At 42.8% G+C, this 14,032-nt stretch carries 17 protein-coding genes; 7 read left to right on the plus strand and 10 right to left on the minus strand.

Features of this window, described 5'->3' with window-relative positions:
• Positions 1-109: 109 nt before the first annotated feature.
• Entirely contained in the window at positions 110-922 is an 813-nt protein-coding gene (locus BP27_RS0113980; protein ID WP_027852055.1) for a hypothetical protein, read from the plus strand.
• A 52-nt stretch (positions 923-974) separates the two neighbouring features.
• Positions 975-1,445 (plus strand): hypothetical protein, encoded by a 471-nt coding sequence (locus BP27_RS0113985; RefSeq protein ID WP_027852056.1) that lies wholly within the window; start codon positions 975-977, stop codon positions 1,443-1,445.
• On the opposite strand, the gene BP27_RS0113990 is transcribed toward BP27_RS0113985, so the two are convergent.
• The 3 genes from BP27_RS0113990 to BP27_RS17540 are packed head-to-tail and all read right to left on the minus strand — an operon-like array spanning position 1,442 to position 3,305.
• Positions 1,442-2,047, minus strand: coding sequence for a hypothetical protein (locus BP27_RS0113990; protein ID WP_027852057.1), 606 nt, complete (start codon positions 2,045-2,047; stop codon positions 1,442-1,444). The two genes, BP27_RS0113985 and BP27_RS0113990, sit on opposite strands and share 4 nt — an antisense overlap.
• A 23-nt stretch (positions 2,048-2,070) precedes the next feature.
• Positions 2,071-2,817: a hypothetical protein gene (locus BP27_RS0113995; protein ID WP_027852058.1), complete on the minus strand. Its 747-nt coding sequence runs from the start codon at positions 2,815-2,817 to the stop codon at positions 2,071-2,073.
• A 26-nt stretch (positions 2,818-2,843) separates the two neighbouring features.
• Positions 2,844-3,305 (minus strand): cold-shock protein, encoded by a 462-nt coding sequence (locus BP27_RS17540; protein ID WP_027852059.1) that lies wholly within the window; start codon positions 3,303-3,305, stop codon positions 2,844-2,846.
• Between the two features lie 115 nt (positions 3,306-3,420).
• On the opposite strand from BP27_RS17540, the gene BP27_RS0114005 reads away from it, so the two are divergent.
• Positions 3,421-3,645 carry a SlyX family protein gene (locus BP27_RS0114005; RefSeq protein WP_027852060.1) on the plus strand — a complete coding sequence of 75 codons (225 nt, stop codon included), beginning with the start codon at positions 3,421-3,423 and terminating at the stop codon, positions 3,643-3,645.
• Positions 3,646-3,655: 10 nt separating this feature from the next.
• On the opposite strand, the gene BP27_RS0114010 is transcribed toward BP27_RS0114005, so the two are convergent.
• From BP27_RS0114010 to BP27_RS0114025, 4 genes are all read right to left on the minus strand, one after another.
• Positions 3,656-3,970, minus strand: coding sequence for a BolA family protein (locus BP27_RS0114010; protein WP_036240527.1), 315 nt, complete (start codon positions 3,968-3,970; stop codon positions 3,656-3,658).
• A gap of 5 nt (positions 3,971-3,975) precedes the next feature.
• Entirely contained in the window at positions 3,976-5,328 is a 1,353-nt protein-coding gene (locus BP27_RS0114015; protein WP_084324625.1) for a DUF3422 family protein, read from the minus strand.
• An 86-nt stretch (positions 5,329-5,414) separates the two neighbouring features.
• Positions 5,415-7,916 carry an ABC transporter permease gene (locus BP27_RS0114020; protein ID WP_027852063.1) on the minus strand — a complete coding sequence of 834 codons (2,502 nt, stop codon included), beginning with the start codon at positions 7,914-7,916 and terminating at the stop codon, positions 5,415-5,417.
• Positions 7,913-8,647, minus strand: a complete 735-nt coding sequence (locus BP27_RS0114025) for an ABC transporter ATP-binding protein (protein WP_051610604.1) — start codon at positions 8,645-8,647, stop codon at positions 7,913-7,915. Before BP27_RS0114025 ends, BP27_RS0114020 begins: the two co-directional genes overlap by 4 nt.
• Here BP27_RS0114025 and BP27_RS0114030 point away from each other — a divergent pair.
• The 4 genes from BP27_RS0114030 (at position 8,646) to BP27_RS0114045 (ending at position 11,246) form a co-directional block, all read left to right on the plus strand.
• Positions 8,646-9,284 (plus strand): arylesterase, encoded by a 639-nt coding sequence (locus BP27_RS0114030; RefSeq protein ID WP_036240529.1) that lies wholly within the window; start codon positions 8,646-8,648, stop codon positions 9,282-9,284. The genes BP27_RS0114025 and BP27_RS0114030 overlap by 2 nt on opposite strands.
• A gap of 35 nt (positions 9,285-9,319) precedes the next feature.
• Positions 9,320-10,189, plus strand: a complete 870-nt coding sequence (gene ppk2 / locus BP27_RS0114035; RefSeq protein ID WP_036240532.1) for a polyphosphate kinase 2 — start codon at positions 9,320-9,322, stop codon at positions 10,187-10,189.
• A 227-nt stretch (positions 10,190-10,416) separates the two neighbouring features.
• Entirely contained in the window at positions 10,417-10,884 is a 468-nt protein-coding gene (locus BP27_RS0114040; protein ID WP_027852067.1) for an RrF2 family transcriptional regulator, read from the plus strand.
• Between the two features lie 143 nt (positions 10,885-11,027).
• Positions 11,028-11,246, plus strand: a complete 219-nt coding sequence (locus tag BP27_RS0114045; RefSeq protein ID WP_027852068.1) for a PA3496 family putative envelope integrity protein — start codon at positions 11,028-11,030, stop codon at positions 11,244-11,246.
• 92 nt (positions 11,247-11,338) lie between these two features.
• Here BP27_RS0114045 and BP27_RS0114050 read toward each other — a convergent pair whose 3' ends face one another.
• From BP27_RS0114050 to thiL, 3 genes are read right to left on the minus strand one after another with little or no spacing between them, the layout of a single operon-like run.
• Complete coding sequence (locus tag BP27_RS0114050; protein ID WP_027852069.1) at positions 11,339-12,580, minus strand: DUF945 family protein; 1,242 nt, start codon at positions 12,578-12,580, stop codon at positions 11,339-11,341.
• Positions 12,581-12,593: 13 nt separating this feature from the next.
• The gene (locus BP27_RS0114055; protein ID WP_027852070.1) at positions 12,594-13,070 is read right to left on the minus strand and encodes a phosphatidylglycerophosphatase A family protein; all 477 of its coding nucleotides are present in this window, start codon (positions 13,068-13,070) and stop codon (positions 12,594-12,596) included.
• Positions 13,063-14,031 carry a thiamine-phosphate kinase gene (gene thiL / locus BP27_RS16510; protein WP_036240534.1) on the minus strand — a complete coding sequence of 323 codons (969 nt, stop codon included), beginning with the start codon at positions 14,029-14,031 and terminating at the stop codon, positions 13,063-13,065. Before thiL ends, BP27_RS0114055 begins: the two co-directional genes overlap by 8 nt.
• Position 14,032 lies beyond the last annotated feature (1 nt).

The raw sequence follows: 14,032 nt of genomic DNA on the forward strand, positions 1-14,032 counted from the left end.
CGTGCTATTTTACCCAAATACCCTGCTAGCGGCTAGCATCCTAACAGCAAGCCTTTAAACTAGAGGTAGTTACCTTGCTAACAACTTAAAGTTACCTATAGAGTTACCTATGGATATTAGTGTTATTGCTTCAGAAGAAGAACTTGAGCTAAACCTTGGCGCTTGCCGTGCTAAGCTTGACCACACACAAGCCAAGGCATTAAGAGATCAGCTTACTGAGACTCTATTAAATGCCTTACAAAAAGAACCTAATTATTGGCAAACTTTAGCAGCAAAGCTGACCGAGCTTAAATACCTTGCCACCAGCCTACAAAGCTTAAATGACGAAGAGTTAACCCAAGTTATTACAGCTAGCCACCAACCTAGCTGGTTAGCTTTAGTGCGCTTTACCAACAAAGAACAACCTGAACTAGCTAAACGCCTATTAAAAACTATTGGTAAAACTGGCTTACTCGCATTCATTAGCCTTGAAGAATTTACAGACCAGCTGCACTTGGAGCCAGCCACACCCCTAGCAGAAGTAATCACCGCTTTAGAGGCACTTAAACCCCTAGTGGATAAGTTTGATTCACAACCCACAAGCGAAGAACTCAGCAAAACCAGTAAATTAAGTGATAGCTTCAACACTAAAGCTGCTAGCTTTTTAAATTTGCTGGCTAGTTTACCCGCTTCAAATTTAAGGCTTATCTTAAAAAAGCTAAATAGCAAAGAGCTTGGCTGGCTTATCTCTGCTTGCAAAATGCTTGAAATTACTAAGTTTTTAGATCAGCTAAAAACAATCTTGCCAGAAAAGCTTTTTATTAAACTAGAAAGCCAATGCCCTAACCAACTAAGTGACTCTGAACTACGCAAAATAATGACCAGCCTTAACCAAGAGTTTAAAGCGTTAAAAAAGCTGCTTGAAAATAGAAAAAACTCTTAGAAGGATAAACAATGCAAACAAGTACACACAATCAATTTTTTGGAGCTAGCCAGTGAGCCTAGATGTTCAAATAAATAATCACCAGCTAGAAGTGTTAGATACTAGCTTAAGCCTACAAATGAGTTTATTTGAAGGCTTGCATTTAGCTGCTGCGTTAGACGAACAGCTAAATGGTTCTGACCAATCATCTCAAACATTGGTTAATAAGTTTTACCAAAACTTGTTAGAGAGTTTGATGTTATTGGGTGTAAGAGAAAGGCAGTTACTCTTAAATGAAGCCTCTTTAGAGGCCATGGCTTGTTTACTGCGTAGGTTTCGTGGCAAGCCCATTGCTAAAGCTTTAAGAGAGAACTTATCGCAACGTAGAATCAGCCAGGTTGAAGATGAAGCTTATTATCTGAAAACAGAATTATCTGCAGCCGAGGAACTATCCCAAGTTTTAATGCCTTTTTTTAACCACCTAGATCAGCAGGTAAAAGAAAGCAAAATAAAATTACAGGACCCTAAGGGCATTTACTTTTAGTTAAACACTAAACCTTGTAAAGCTGACTCAAAGTCCTCGACCGTAGCCAGGTTTTCATTATGGTAGGTTAGGGTAAATACCAAACTTCGATTTTGTTCTAACTGCAGCATATACTGCACAACCCTTGTATTGGCTAGGTCGCCCGCATAAGAAAGCACAAACGCAGGATAATTTTGCACATTTCTACCTTCGCACACATCTAATATAACTTCACGCCCTAGGGTTTGGCTTAATAAAGTGGGTAAGGCAGAACAGGTCGACTTTATTTGCGCTGCCGCCTCTGGCACTAGGTCTTGAGTTTCAATTAAGGTGATATTGTCGTAGAAACCTTTGGTATTCTTAACCTTTTTAGTATTAAAAATAAGCTCTAGACCACCAGTACGCATGGTTTTGGATAACTGCTCGCGCCCCTTAAGGTTTACTTCTGCTAAATCCTTGCTTGAGTTATCTGCATCATCCACAGCATTAAGCTCATCGAGGGTTAGCAAGCGCCAATTATCTGGCAAATAAAAAGCCACACCAAAACGACTCAGTATTTTTGTTTCGGCAATAAGGTTAGGTGCAAACATGCAAAGCAGGCTAAAAAATACGACTAGGCGCACTCACTTCTCCAACAAAAAATTAATTAAAACCTTACGCCTAGTTCAAAATTGATAAGCTTTAAGCTGCCATCCGCAATGTCATCCTCCATATCGGATTCAACCTTCCACTGATCAAAGCTTAACCGTGTTGTTAAAGCGCGTTTATTAGACGTTATATAGTCCATTCCTAGCCAGGCAGAGTAAGCAAGCATATCGGTTTGCTGTGGGTGGCTATTCTCTAAACCTTGATACTTTTCCCAACCACGCATCACCAAGCGGTACTCACTACCTATAACCCAATAGCTGTTGGCTGCATGGTGTAAAGCTAGCTCAATACCAAAAGGCACATACATATAGTGCATACGCGTAATTTCTGATTCTGAGATCCCTGGTACATCTCTCGTCATTTTTGTGCCTTGCCATCCTAAGCCTGTCCACAAAGAAAAGTCACCAGTAAAACTAGTGAGATTCATTACACCTACACGGTAGGAGGCATGAGAATGGTCGACATCTATATCTTGTTCAGCGCTTGCATACTCTTGCGTGGCATTACTCGTAAAGTTATGCCCTAAGCTTAAGCGATGATAGGCCATACCATTACTAATGACTTCTATATCTGCATTAAGCATATAAATATTGCCGCTTAATTCATAATCAGCATCATTAGATTTCTGAGTAAGGTGTGTATAGCCTAAAGAAGGCGTTAAAAACAACGCAGAATCATCTTCTGCTTTGGCAGTTGCTGCCAGCAAAAAGCTGGCAGCTAAAGTCAGTAGTGTTATTTTTTTCAACTTTTAGCATCCTTATGCTTGAAAGCCTAGCGACTGAGGATAGACACATCCTCTGCCTGCAAGCCTTTTTCACCCTCTACTGAAGCAAACTTAACTTTTTGTCCTTCGCGCAGAGTACGATGGCCGGTACCGCGTATAGAACGGAAATGAACAAAAACCTCGCCACCATTGTCACGAATAATAAAGCCGTAACCCTTGTTTATATTGAACCATTTCACTATGCCTTCTTCACGACTTTCATCGTTATCTTGCTCTTCATTATCTGCGTAGGCTGACGCATAGTTAACTTGGCTTGCTTTAGCTCGTAAAAACTCATTAAGCGTCGCTGCCAAAAAGATAAGCACAAAAACTAGCAGGTAGATTTTTATTGTTGCTGGGGTATCAAAAGCATTACTGGGTAAACCAAGTAACGAAGGCAGTAAAATGGGGGCAAGCAAAGCAACTAGAAGGCTCACCAGAACATTTCTTATCAGTGTATTATTCAACATATAGTTTCTCTAAATCAAAAGTACTAGGAAAAAAAGTAAACGGTATCAATTAACCGGAACACATTATAACCACGTCTGACGACAAATGCTTATACAAGGTAAGAGGTAAAGTGATATGAAGCAATACGAAAAACGTCTCATAGGTCTTGAATCGCAACTTGCGTTTCAAGATGACTTGATAGAACAGCTAAATCAGCAGGTTATTTTACAGCAAAACGACCTACTACTCATGCAAAAACAATTGCAGCTTATGGCACAGCGCTTTAAAGAGCTAGAGGCAACCAACGAGCAGCAAGGCGATCAACCCTCGGCTGAAGATGAAAGACCGCCTCACTATTAAATTCTTAGCTTTAGCTACCAACACCAAGGCAATTAGGTGAGTCGGGGCGTTGTTCACCCTTAGCCTGCCACTCTTTTAGTGTATGCAGGTGAAGTGCTAAAGCATGAACAGGTCCTGCCATTTCTTCTGCAAGCAAACCATAAATTTTTTGATGACGTTTTACAGGTAGTAGTCCATTAAAGTCGTCGCTGACCAAAGTTAGCTTAAAATGACTTTCTCGACCAGGCGGGCCTGAATGTTGATCACTCTCATTTTCTATTTGTATCAACTGCAAGTTTAACGCTTGTGTTAATTTGCTACGAATTGCTTCTTCAACCTTTGCCATAATATTTATCTCTCTTCTAATCCTGAGCGGTGACCTTCTCTTTCTGGGTCACTGGCTTCAACTATAAACTTCTTAATACGGCGTGTGACCCACCAAACACTACCCACCACTAAAGGCACAGCCAATGCTTTTGCAAGATTCACATTAATGGGTAGGCCTAAGGGTTCAAACGCACCTAATAGATAGCCTAGCAAACTCACTCCATAATAGCTTATAGCTGCAATCGACAAACCCTCAACGGTTTCTTGCATGCGTAACTGTACTCTAGAGCGTCGATTCATAGAGGCTAGTAAGCGGCGATTTTGCTCTTCTAATTTAAGGTCAACTCGAGTACGAATAAGATCACCAGCACGTTCTATACGTGCAGCTAAATCCTCTAAACGGCGACTAGTAGATTCACAAGTATTGGCAGCAGGTGTTAAGCGTCTTGCAAAAAAAGCTTTAAGAGTAAAGTTAGGTACATTTTCACTTTCTTTTAGCTCGTCTAATCGACGCATCACCAACTGATAATAAGCACGGGTGGCAGAAAAACGAGAAATAGTGTCGGCACTGAGGCGTTCAATTTGGGCTGCCATACTGGTGAGTTCACCCAAGAGTTTACGCTCATCTTCCAAGCCTTCAGTGACTGATAAGTTGGTTATAATTTCAGCTAGCTGTTGATCTAGCTGACGCAACACAGGTGCTAACTCTCTAGCAGGGCGAGCTCCCAACAAGGCCATTAAACGGTAAGTTTCTAGCTCTAAAACGCGCAGTATTAAACGACCTGTTTGGTTGTCGTTCAGCTCATGGTTATGCAGCAAAATACGTCCACAGCCATCACCATGTAAACGAAATGCACTCCATAGGGTAGCGGCACCTTCCATTAGACGACCACTAACCAACCTATGACCTTCAAAACAATCTGCTAAGGCTTCTCTATCTAGGGGAGTGTCTTCCGCTGCTTGCACTTCTAAGTGTAAACCTGCCACTAAAAGCCCAGGTATTGCTTCTAGCCAGTCTGCAGGCAATAAAGCTAGGGCGGGCTGAGCAAAAGCTTCTTCACTTTTACCTGAACGAATAAAAGTGTAGGTAACAAACTCTAAGTGCCTTTCCCAACGAACCTTTACATCACCTAACTGCTGGTAAAAGCTATTTTCTCGTGATGAAGGCGGATTAACACCATAACGATGACAAAGCTCACAAAGGTGATCAAAATCTGCCTGCTTATCATTTTCATCTAACAAAAGTGCAAGGTGAGAAACACGCACTGGGCAACCTATCACAGGAAAAGGCCTAGCGTGCAACTCGTGATAAAGGGAGTCGCGTGCCGGATGAAGTTTAGGTAGAACTAAACGATTGGATGAAGTGATAAGAGACAAGGGTTCACCTGCGTTGCATTAGTAGAATTGCATAATGCAACGCAGACAGGCGAACCGCAAGTGCCTGAGACGCTAAACCACAGCTTTTAACTTAGCTCTTTAAGTAGTTGATGCGGCGGTGTTTCTAATGATTCCCTAAGAGCTAAGTGAGCAAAACCTGCTAAAAGTAATGCACCAAAAGCGGGTGGTAGCAACCAAAACAAAGGCGCTGGCGACCAAGGAAGGTTTAATAACTTACCGGCAACTAAGCTATAAAGTAGCTCGCCCAATACAGCAGCTAAAACACCTGCCAAACCACCTAAGAGCATAAACTCCAAAGCTTGGCGCTTGGCTAAACTCCGCCTTGATGCTCCCAACACTTTAAGTAGCACCTGCTCTCTTTTTCTAGCATCTAGGCTTGCCATCATTAGCGCCCAAGTCACTAATAAACCAGCTAGCAAAACAAACCCAAGTAAATACTGCACACCCAAACTGAGCTGTCTTAAAATACCTTCTGCTTGCGCCAGCAAAGCACGTACATCTAAAAAGGCCACGCTTGGAAATTGCTGCGTTAAGTTGCGCATAAAACTGGCTTCATCTTTAGGTAGAACAAAACTAGCTAAAAAAGTATGCGCTTTATCTTCTAGCACCTTGGGTGGAAAAATCACATAAAAATTTGGATTAAAACTTTCCCAGCGCACTTCCCGCAAACTAACAATGCGTGTTTGCAAAGGGCTGCCTGCAAGATTAAAGGTCAGCTGGTCACCCAGCTTTAAACCCAGGCGCTTGGCTACACTGGATTCAACTGAAACAGGTAAAAGCGCATTTTCGGCTGGCGGTAGGTCTGACCACCAAACACCCGATTCCAGTTTATTGCCTTCGGGTAGCTCTGCGCTCCAGGTTAAATTCAACTCACGGCTTAGGGCATTATCACTTTTTGCTTCAGCTGGCACATAGTCAGTCGCTTGTTGTTCATTTATCTGGGTTAAACGTGCTCTTAAAAGTGGATAAAGCTGACTATGGTCTAAGCCTTGTTCATCTAACACAGCTTCAAAAGCTTGTTTTTCATAGGGTTGAATATCAATTGCAAACTGATTGGGCCTTTCGTCTGGTAGCTGGTTTTGCCAATCATTCATTAGCTGATCGCCACCTCTTGCCACTAATAACACAGCTGTAAAAGCCAGGGTAAAAGTGCTGAGCTGCAAGAGGGTTTCTGTTGAGTTGCGTCCTAAACGACGTAAACCTTGTCGCCAATACCAAGGAAAGCGTTCCAGCTTATTTCTAACTAAGCGCAAAATTAGCCAACCTATGCCTGCAACTAGCAAACCTATGCTACCTAGCCCGAGCAAGGTCCAAAGTGTTAGTAACCAATCTCCAGACAACCACCAACCCAAACCTAGCGTTGCTATAGCTGCTAAACCGTAAGCCAGCCAAGCAGAAGTTGTTAGCTTCCATGGGCGCGCCTGCAAGACTGCTAAAGGGCTTACCTGCCCAAGGCTTAATAAAGGTGCTAAAGAAAAACCTAGCAAGAGCCACAAGGCTAAGAGAAAAGCAGCCAACATAGGTTTTAAACTTGCAGCGGGTAACGCCAAGGGCAGCACTGGGCTAAGTAACTCTATTAAGCCCCAATGACCTAAATAACCTAATACACCGCCTATTAACCCAGCAGCTAAACCCAGCCAAAATAATTGTAAAAGCATTAATTTTCTGACTCTAGCTCGGGTTTGCCCAAGGCAGCGGAGTAGAGCAACTTCTTTAGCTTGGCGTTTAGTTTGCCGCTGAGTAGCTAAGGCCACAGCCAGTGCTGCCAATAAAACTGCAACCAAGCCTGCCATGGCTAAATAGCGCTGACCTTCGTTCATGGCTTTAGCAATACCTGGCTGACTTTCTTCAAAGTCCCTTAAACGCTGATGACCTTCTAATTCTTCTGGCAGGGTTAAGGCTAATTGCTTTAGCTGGGACGCATCACCCGTTACACCTAAACGCCAGCTAGCTCTACTTAAAGGACCTAATAGTGGGCTACCTTCTAAACTAGCTAGGCTCACCAAAGCTTTGGGTGAGAAGCTAGAAAAGCCGCCCGTTTGGTCGGGTGTTTCTAATAGCAAGGCTGTTAGCTTAAAATTTACACCACCTACATTTAACTCATCACCTATAGTTACACCCAAACGCAAGGCCAAACCTGGTTCCATCCAAATTTCATCTAGGGCAGGCGGTTTAGCTTGGCTCCAAACCTGCTTATCTAAACCTTGTAAACGCACTTCGCCTAGGAGAGGGTAGTATTCATCAACGGCATGAAGACTAACTAACAAAAATTCGTCTGCAAAACTTGCCATGCTGGTGAGCTGTACTTTTTCTGACCAGCTTAATTCTGCTTGGGTAAAGCGCTGTTTTAATTCAGAACTAGCAGGCTTACGACCACTAATGACTAGATCACCACCTGAAATTCTGGCGGTTTCTTGAGTTAAAGCGCCTTGAATACGTTCACCTACCACCCCTAATAAGGTGGCACAGGCAACGGCTAAAATAAGTGCGGCAAGCAGTACACGGTATTCACCTGCTTTTACACTACGCCAAGTTTGCTGAGCGGTTAGTTTTAAATCCCCCATCATGTGCTTGTCTCGGCAACTAGCTGACCTGCTTCTAGCTGCAAAATGCGCTGGCAACGCTGAGCCAGTTGACGATCGTGAGTCACTAAAATAAGTGTCATGGCTTGGGCTGTATTGGCTTTTAGTTCGAAAAGTAAATCCGCTACCTTATGGCCATTTTCTTCGTCTAAATTACCGGTTGGCTCATCAGCAAAAAGCACTTGCGGTTGGGCAACAAATGCCCGAGCAATCGCTACTCTTTGCTGCTCACCACCCGATAGCTGACTAGGCCTATGCTTGGCTCTTTGACTTAACCCCACCTTAGCTAGCCATTCGCTTGCCTGCTGCTTAGCTTTAGGGTCGCCTTTTAATTCTAAAGGCAGCATCACATTCTCTAACGCGCTGAGTTCTGGCAAAAGCTGAAAGGATTGAAAAATAAAGCCAACTTCTTGGGCTCTAATAGCAGCACGAGCATCTTCATCTAAGGTGCTAAATGGCTTACCCCGCCATAAAAGCTCGCCTTCTGTGGGTGTATCTAAGCCAGCCAACAAAGCTAAAAGCGTTGATTTACCTGCACCTGAAGGACCTAAAATGGCAAGCTGCTCACCCGAATGAATGTTTAAATTTAGGTTACGAATAATGACCAGTGGTGACTCATCTTGTGCCACGCTGTAACCTAGGTTTTTAGCCTGAAGCAGACTAGCTGTTTCAGTAGAAGACTCAGATACATTGGTTGCTAAGGGGTTTGACGTCATGTTCTATCCATGGAAAAACAAAGTAATCAGCAAATTGGCTGCTTTTTTGCTTCTGTTAATAATAAATTCTAGTTCGCTAGTGGCAGCTGAACGACCCGTTATTTTGGTCATGGGTGACAGCTTAAGTGCTGCCTATAATATTCCCACCTCTGCTGGCTGGGTTAGCTTGCTAGAAGAGCGTTTAAAAAAGCGAACCGACTGGCAGGTTATCAATGCCTCGATTAGCGGAGAAACAACCAGCGGTGGGCTAACTCGCTTGCCAGCGCTACTCAGACAGCATCAACCCAGCTTGGTTCTTCTTGAACTAGGTGCCAATGATGGTTTGCGCGGTTTACCACCTCAGTTGATTACCAACAACCTGGAAAAGATGCTGACATTAAGTGAAGAAAGTGGTGCTAAGGTTATGCTAATTGGTATTTTGCTGCCACCTAATTATGGCCCAGCCTACCTAGCTAAATTTGAACAAACTTATCCCCAACTAGCTAAAAAACACCAGCTGCCTTTACTGCCCTTTTTATTAGAAGGTGTGGCCGACCAACCCAGTTTGATGCAAGAGGATGGGCTGCATCCAACAGCCGAAGCCCAACCTAAAATTCTTGAAAACCTATGGGTTGAGTTAAAACCCCTATTGAATTAAGGTGTAATGATTACTCATGACATTTGGAGGTCGGCATGCAGCAAGAAAATATCGTTGATAATCTTGAGCCTGTAATTGATAACCCCAGCAATAACCCCCTAAGCAAATCTACTGACAGCTTCAGTGATCCTAATTATCCTTATAAAAAGAAAATGACACGTAAGGAATATGAATCTCAAAAACGCCTGTTACAAATTGAGTTTTTGAAGCTTCAGCGCTGGATAAAAGACGAAGGCGAACGAATAATCATTATTTTTGAAGGGCGAGATGCTGCGGGTAAAGGGGGTGCTATTAAGCGCATGATGGAACACCTTAATCCACGTGGAGCACACGTAGTAGCACTAGAAAAACCTTCTGAAAGAGAGCGTACCCAATGGTACTTTCAACGCTATATTCAACACCTACCTTCAGCGGGTGAAATGGTTTTGTTCGACCGTTCTTGGTATAACCGCGCTGGCGTTGAACGTGTTATGGGCTTTTGTAGCCAAGAAGAATACGTGCAGTTTTTACATCAAACCCCTGTTTTTGAACAAATGCTAGTCGATAGCGGAATACGTTTATATAAGTTCTGGTTTTCTGTTTCACGTAAAGAGCAGTTTCATCGCTTTACTTCTAGGCAAGATGATCCGCTTAAGCAATGGAAACTTTCGCCCGTTGACTTAGCTTCCTTAGATAAGTGGGAAGACTACAGCCGAGCCAAAGAAGCCATGCTGATGCACACGCATAAAAGCTTAACACCTTGGACAGTCATTAAATCTGATGACAAAAAAAGAGCCCGTTTAGCTTCTATGCAGCTCATACTTAACTCCCTGCCCTATACCAACAAAAATACTGATGTGGTAGCACAACCAGATCCACTCATCGTCAGTAGTGCAGCAGAGGTATTGAGTAATCCAAATATTTAGCATTATTAGCCCAATCTGGTAAAGTAAACTCTAATTTAGATCAACTTTAAAAATTAATAACCGCAAGTTGGTTACATGGTGTAAAGAGCAAGAACCTTTTACCACCAATTCCTAACAAGAAAATGTAATTAACTTGCTATTATGTTCTTCGTACCAACAAGTGTATTTTTGATCTGAACACCAAAGGAATCTAGGTTTTGGGTCTGTTTATCCACGGAGGAAGTAAAATGCAGCTAACCCGTCAAACTGATTACGCAATCAGAGTCATGATGTTTTTAGGTATTCAAAAAGATGATCGCCTAGTAACCATTAGTGATATTGCCCACCACTTCGATATTTCTCGTAACCATCTAATGAAAATTGTTCATCGGTTAGGACAAAAAGAATACATTCAGACTGTTAGAGGAAAATACGGCGGGCTACGTTTAGAGCGTGATCCTTCAACTGTAAAGCTGGGTGACCTAGTCAGAGATTTTGAAACAACCCTCGATGTGATTGACTGTAAAAAGTTAACCTGCCCAGTCACTGGCTCATGTGACTTAAAGCCTATTATGCAAAAAGCCCAAGAAGCTTTTTTGGCGGTAATAGATGAGTACACCTTACAAAACTTAATTACTAACCCAGTCGATTTAAGGTCCTTATTAGGAATAGATGAAACTGAGGAACTTCCCTTACAGGTGATGGCTGTTTCTTAACAAGCAAGCCAATAACTCTAAAGAACAGCAGCTTGCCACTGCTGTTCTTTTTTTTGTTCATTTTTTAAAAAAGTGCTTGTCTAAGCTACAAAAAAGTCCTATATAGCAACTGTAGTTATTCACTTACTGGAGTTGCCTTATATATGAGTCGTGAAGAAGCCAATTACGATGATGACGATGTCTTTGATGTTGCTAGTAATGACGATGAATACGAGGAAGATTTGATTACGAAAGAAAGCATGACCAACCGTGATGGTTCGCCAATTGCTAAGCGTCGTATGATAGAAGCGAAACTGGAAGAGCGCCGTTTACGTAAACAACTAGAAGATGACTTAGACTTTATTGACGATGAGGATTTCTAAACCTTATTAACAAAAAAGCCGCCCAACTTTTTTAATAGCTGGGCGGCTTTTTGCTTTTAACTTACAAGCCTAAAAGCTTAAAAAACAATTCATTAAAAGGGTAGAGGGTTACCATTGAGTTCAAGTACACCAGCTTCGAATACTAGCTTTTGCTCATCGGCTTCTGAATTTAGCATAGAAGGTGGAATACCAATCAGCATCAATAACCCGGGTTCAATTTTGCTGAAGTTTAACTCTAAGCGTGTACGCCCAAGCGCATCATCAGAATCTATACGCCCTATCTCAAGCTGCTGTACATAGTTAACCGGAAGGTTAGTACCATCGAAGCTTAGTTCACCCCAAGCATCTTGTTCTAAAACAAAGGGCATTTGTATATTCAAGCTAAGCTCTTCTAGCTCTATTGCTGGTGAACCACCTAATAGCTGATCTAAAGCAGCCATAACAGCTTGGTTGGTCGCTTCTTCACCCTGATCATAGTTAGGGTTAGTAGCTAATAGCTCTAACAAGTCTGCCATTGCTTGGCCATTAAAATTAGCCGTTTTTAAGCTGAGTTTACCCGTACCTAGGTTTTCACCCTGACTTTGTATTTCACCTAAATCTAACGACATAGAGTAGTCAAAATTCTGTTCATTAAATACTAGCTGTTGACTCCAAGTAGACTTAGCTAAATTTACAACGCCTTGCGGGCTAGAGAAGTTGATCTCATCAGCTTTTAACTCAGCATCACCCTGCACAAAAGGATAGCTACCTTGCTGATCCCAAGTTAAAGCTAAGTCTTTAAACGCTAACTCAGTCACCTGCTGGTTTTTTTCTACTAAGATTAGGTTTTTAGCAATTAGCTTACCCTCTTGCTGACCTGAATAGTGGTAGGTAGCGGCTAGGTCTAAACCTGACAAATCAAGCTTTGCATACTTATCTTCAAACAAGAAGGGTTGTACAGCCATAGAGAAGGTAGCTTTTTTCCAGCCAGCCTTGCCTTGGTATTTTAATTCACCTAGGTCTAGTTCTTCTAGCAGATTAATTACCTCACCCTCTGCTGCCAAAGTGACTAGAGTTTCCCCTTGATAGTTAACCCAACCAGGTAAATAACTGGCTTGCCAAGGGCTTTCTATAATTAGCTGCTGATTATCTTCTAAATACATAGAAACAGTCATAGAACCAGAAGAGCTAAACAAACCTGTATCCACACTATGACTAACTGCATCTAGGCGTGGATCTTTATTCATTTCAGCTTCAAAATTAGCTAGCTGCTCTTCAAATACACGACCCGTCATAACACTGGCACCTGCAGCAGCCAAAAGTACAATCAGGCCAATTATTAATAGTTTTTTCATGCAAACATTTCCTTTAGTTTAACCAGTAGTAGGCCAAGTGAAGTAGTCCACCAGCATAAACTGCTGCCAAGACATCATCTAGCATTATGCCAAAGCCACCCTCTACTTTTTTATCTATCCAACGAATAGGCCAGGGTTTTAGAATGTCAAAAATCCTAAACAATACAAAACCTGCTAAAGCCCAACTCCAGCTGACCGGTAAAGCTAACATGGTTAGCCAGTAGCCAACAAACTCATCCCAAACAATACCGCCATGATCATGCACACCCAGATCACTCGAGGTTTTACCACACAACCAACAACCCATAACAAAAGTTAATAACAGCATTGCTAGGTAGTAGGCTAAGGGTAACTGGGCTAATAAAAAATAAATGGGTACAGCTGCAAGGGTACCAGCAGTACCAGGTGCCCAAGGTGAGGCGCCACTACCTAAACCAAAGGCTAAAAAGTGAACGGGGTTACGCCAAATACTGGCAGGAGCTTTATTCATTGAATGCCTGAGGTAAGAAATGGTTAAAACCCTGCGGATCTAGCACCTTGCCTTCTAAAGTACGAATGCCAGCACCAGCAACACACTCGCCGATACTAACCAGGTTGGGGCACAAGCTTCTAGCTAGCTCAAAGTCTTTTTCTTCAAGCGTCATTAGTAGGGCGTAATCGTCACCACCTTGCAGAGTTGCTTGTAAAGCAGCTTCTGCCCCTAGTTTTTCTTTTAATTCCGCTTGAACAGGTAAACGGTTTAAATCTATTTTGGCACCCACCGCTGAGGAGGCTAAGAGGTGTTGTAGATCGGCTAACAAACCATCAGACACATCAATAGCTGCATGAATTTTCACACCCTGTGCTAGTCGTAAAGCTTCGGTGACCAAAGGCTCTGGCAACATATAGGCTTGTTCAGCTCGATTCCACGTTTGACGATCTTGTGCTTTGGTAGGATCAGCCTGCATGGCAAGCAACCCTAAGTGAGCTAAGCCTAAATTGCCTAGTAGTACAATTATTTGCCCAGGTCTAGCACCAGAACGGCGCCAGTGGTGTTGCGATTTAACTGCTCCGTGTACTTGCACACTCATACTTAAAGAGCCACGTGTGGTATCGCCACCTATCAAGGGACAAGCAGCTTTATCGGCTAGCGCTCGCATACCGCGACTAAATTCAGCTAACCAAGCATCTTCGGCTTCGGGCAGGGTTATGGCTAGGGTAAAACCTAAAGGACGCGCTGCCATAGCGGCTAGGTCTGATAGAGCGATAGCTAAACAGCGCCAGCCAATTGCCCAAGGGTCGGCTTGAGCAGGAAAATGACGGTCAACAACGGAAGTATCAACCGATAGCGCAAGTAACTCGCCCGGTTTTATTTGCAAAAGCGCGCAGTCATCACCCTGCGCTTCAAGTACTTCGGGTAAGTCTGGCCCTAAGCCAGTGAAGTAGCTGTTAATAATTGCAAACTCATCCATG

The organism is Marinospirillum insulare DSM 21763, from assembly GCF_000686905.1.
GTDB classification, from domain to species: Bacteria; Pseudomonadota; Gammaproteobacteria; order Pseudomonadales; family Halomonadaceae; genus Marinospirillum; species Marinospirillum insulare.

Excerpts from the sequence above, each read along its gene's own strand:
- BP27_RS0113980 (WP_027852055.1), top strand. The coding sequence starts at position 110 with ATGGATATTAGTGTTATTGCTTCAGAAGAAGAACTTGAGCTAAACCTT.
- BP27_RS17540 (WP_027852059.1), bottom strand. The coding sequence starts at position 3,305 with ATGTTGAATAATACACTGATAAGAAATGTTCTGGTGAGCCTTCTAGTT.
- BP27_RS0114005 (WP_027852060.1), top strand. The coding sequence starts at position 3,421 with ATGAAGCAATACGAAAAACGTCTCATAGGTCTTGAATCGCAACTTGCG.
- BP27_RS0114010 (WP_036240527.1), bottom strand. The coding sequence starts at position 3,970 with ATGGCAAAGGTTGAAGAAGCAATTCGTAGCAAATTAACACAAGCGTTA.
- BP27_RS0114020 (WP_027852063.1), bottom strand. The coding sequence starts at position 7,916 with ATGATGGGGGATTTAAAACTAACCGCTCAGCAAACTTGGCGTAGTGTA.
- BP27_RS0114030 (WP_036240529.1), top strand. The coding sequence starts at position 8,646 with ATGTTCTATCCATGGAAAAACAAAGTAATCAGCAAATTGGCTGCTTTT.
- BP27_RS0114025 (WP_051610604.1), bottom strand. The coding sequence starts at position 8,647 with ATGACGTCAAACCCCTTAGCAACCAATGTATCTGAGTCTTCTACTGAA.
- ppk2 (WP_036240532.1), top strand. The coding sequence starts at position 9,320 with ATGCAGCAAGAAAATATCGTTGATAATCTTGAGCCTGTAATTGATAAC.
- BP27_RS0114040 (WP_027852067.1), top strand. The coding sequence starts at position 10,417 with ATGCAGCTAACCCGTCAAACTGATTACGCAATCAGAGTCATGATGTTT.
- BP27_RS0114045 (WP_027852068.1), top strand. The coding sequence starts at position 11,028 with ATGAGTCGTGAAGAAGCCAATTACGATGATGACGATGTCTTTGATGTT.
- BP27_RS0114050 (WP_027852069.1), bottom strand. The coding sequence starts at position 12,580 with ATGAAAAAACTATTAATAATTGGCCTGATTGTACTTTTGGCTGCTGCA.
- BP27_RS0114055 (WP_027852070.1), bottom strand. The coding sequence starts at position 13,070 with ATGAATAAAGCTCCTGCCAGTATTTGGCGTAACCCCGTTCACTTTTTA.
- thiL (WP_036240534.1), bottom strand. The coding sequence starts at position 14,031 with ATGGATGAGTTTGCAATTATTAACAGCTACTTCACTGGCTTAGGGCCA.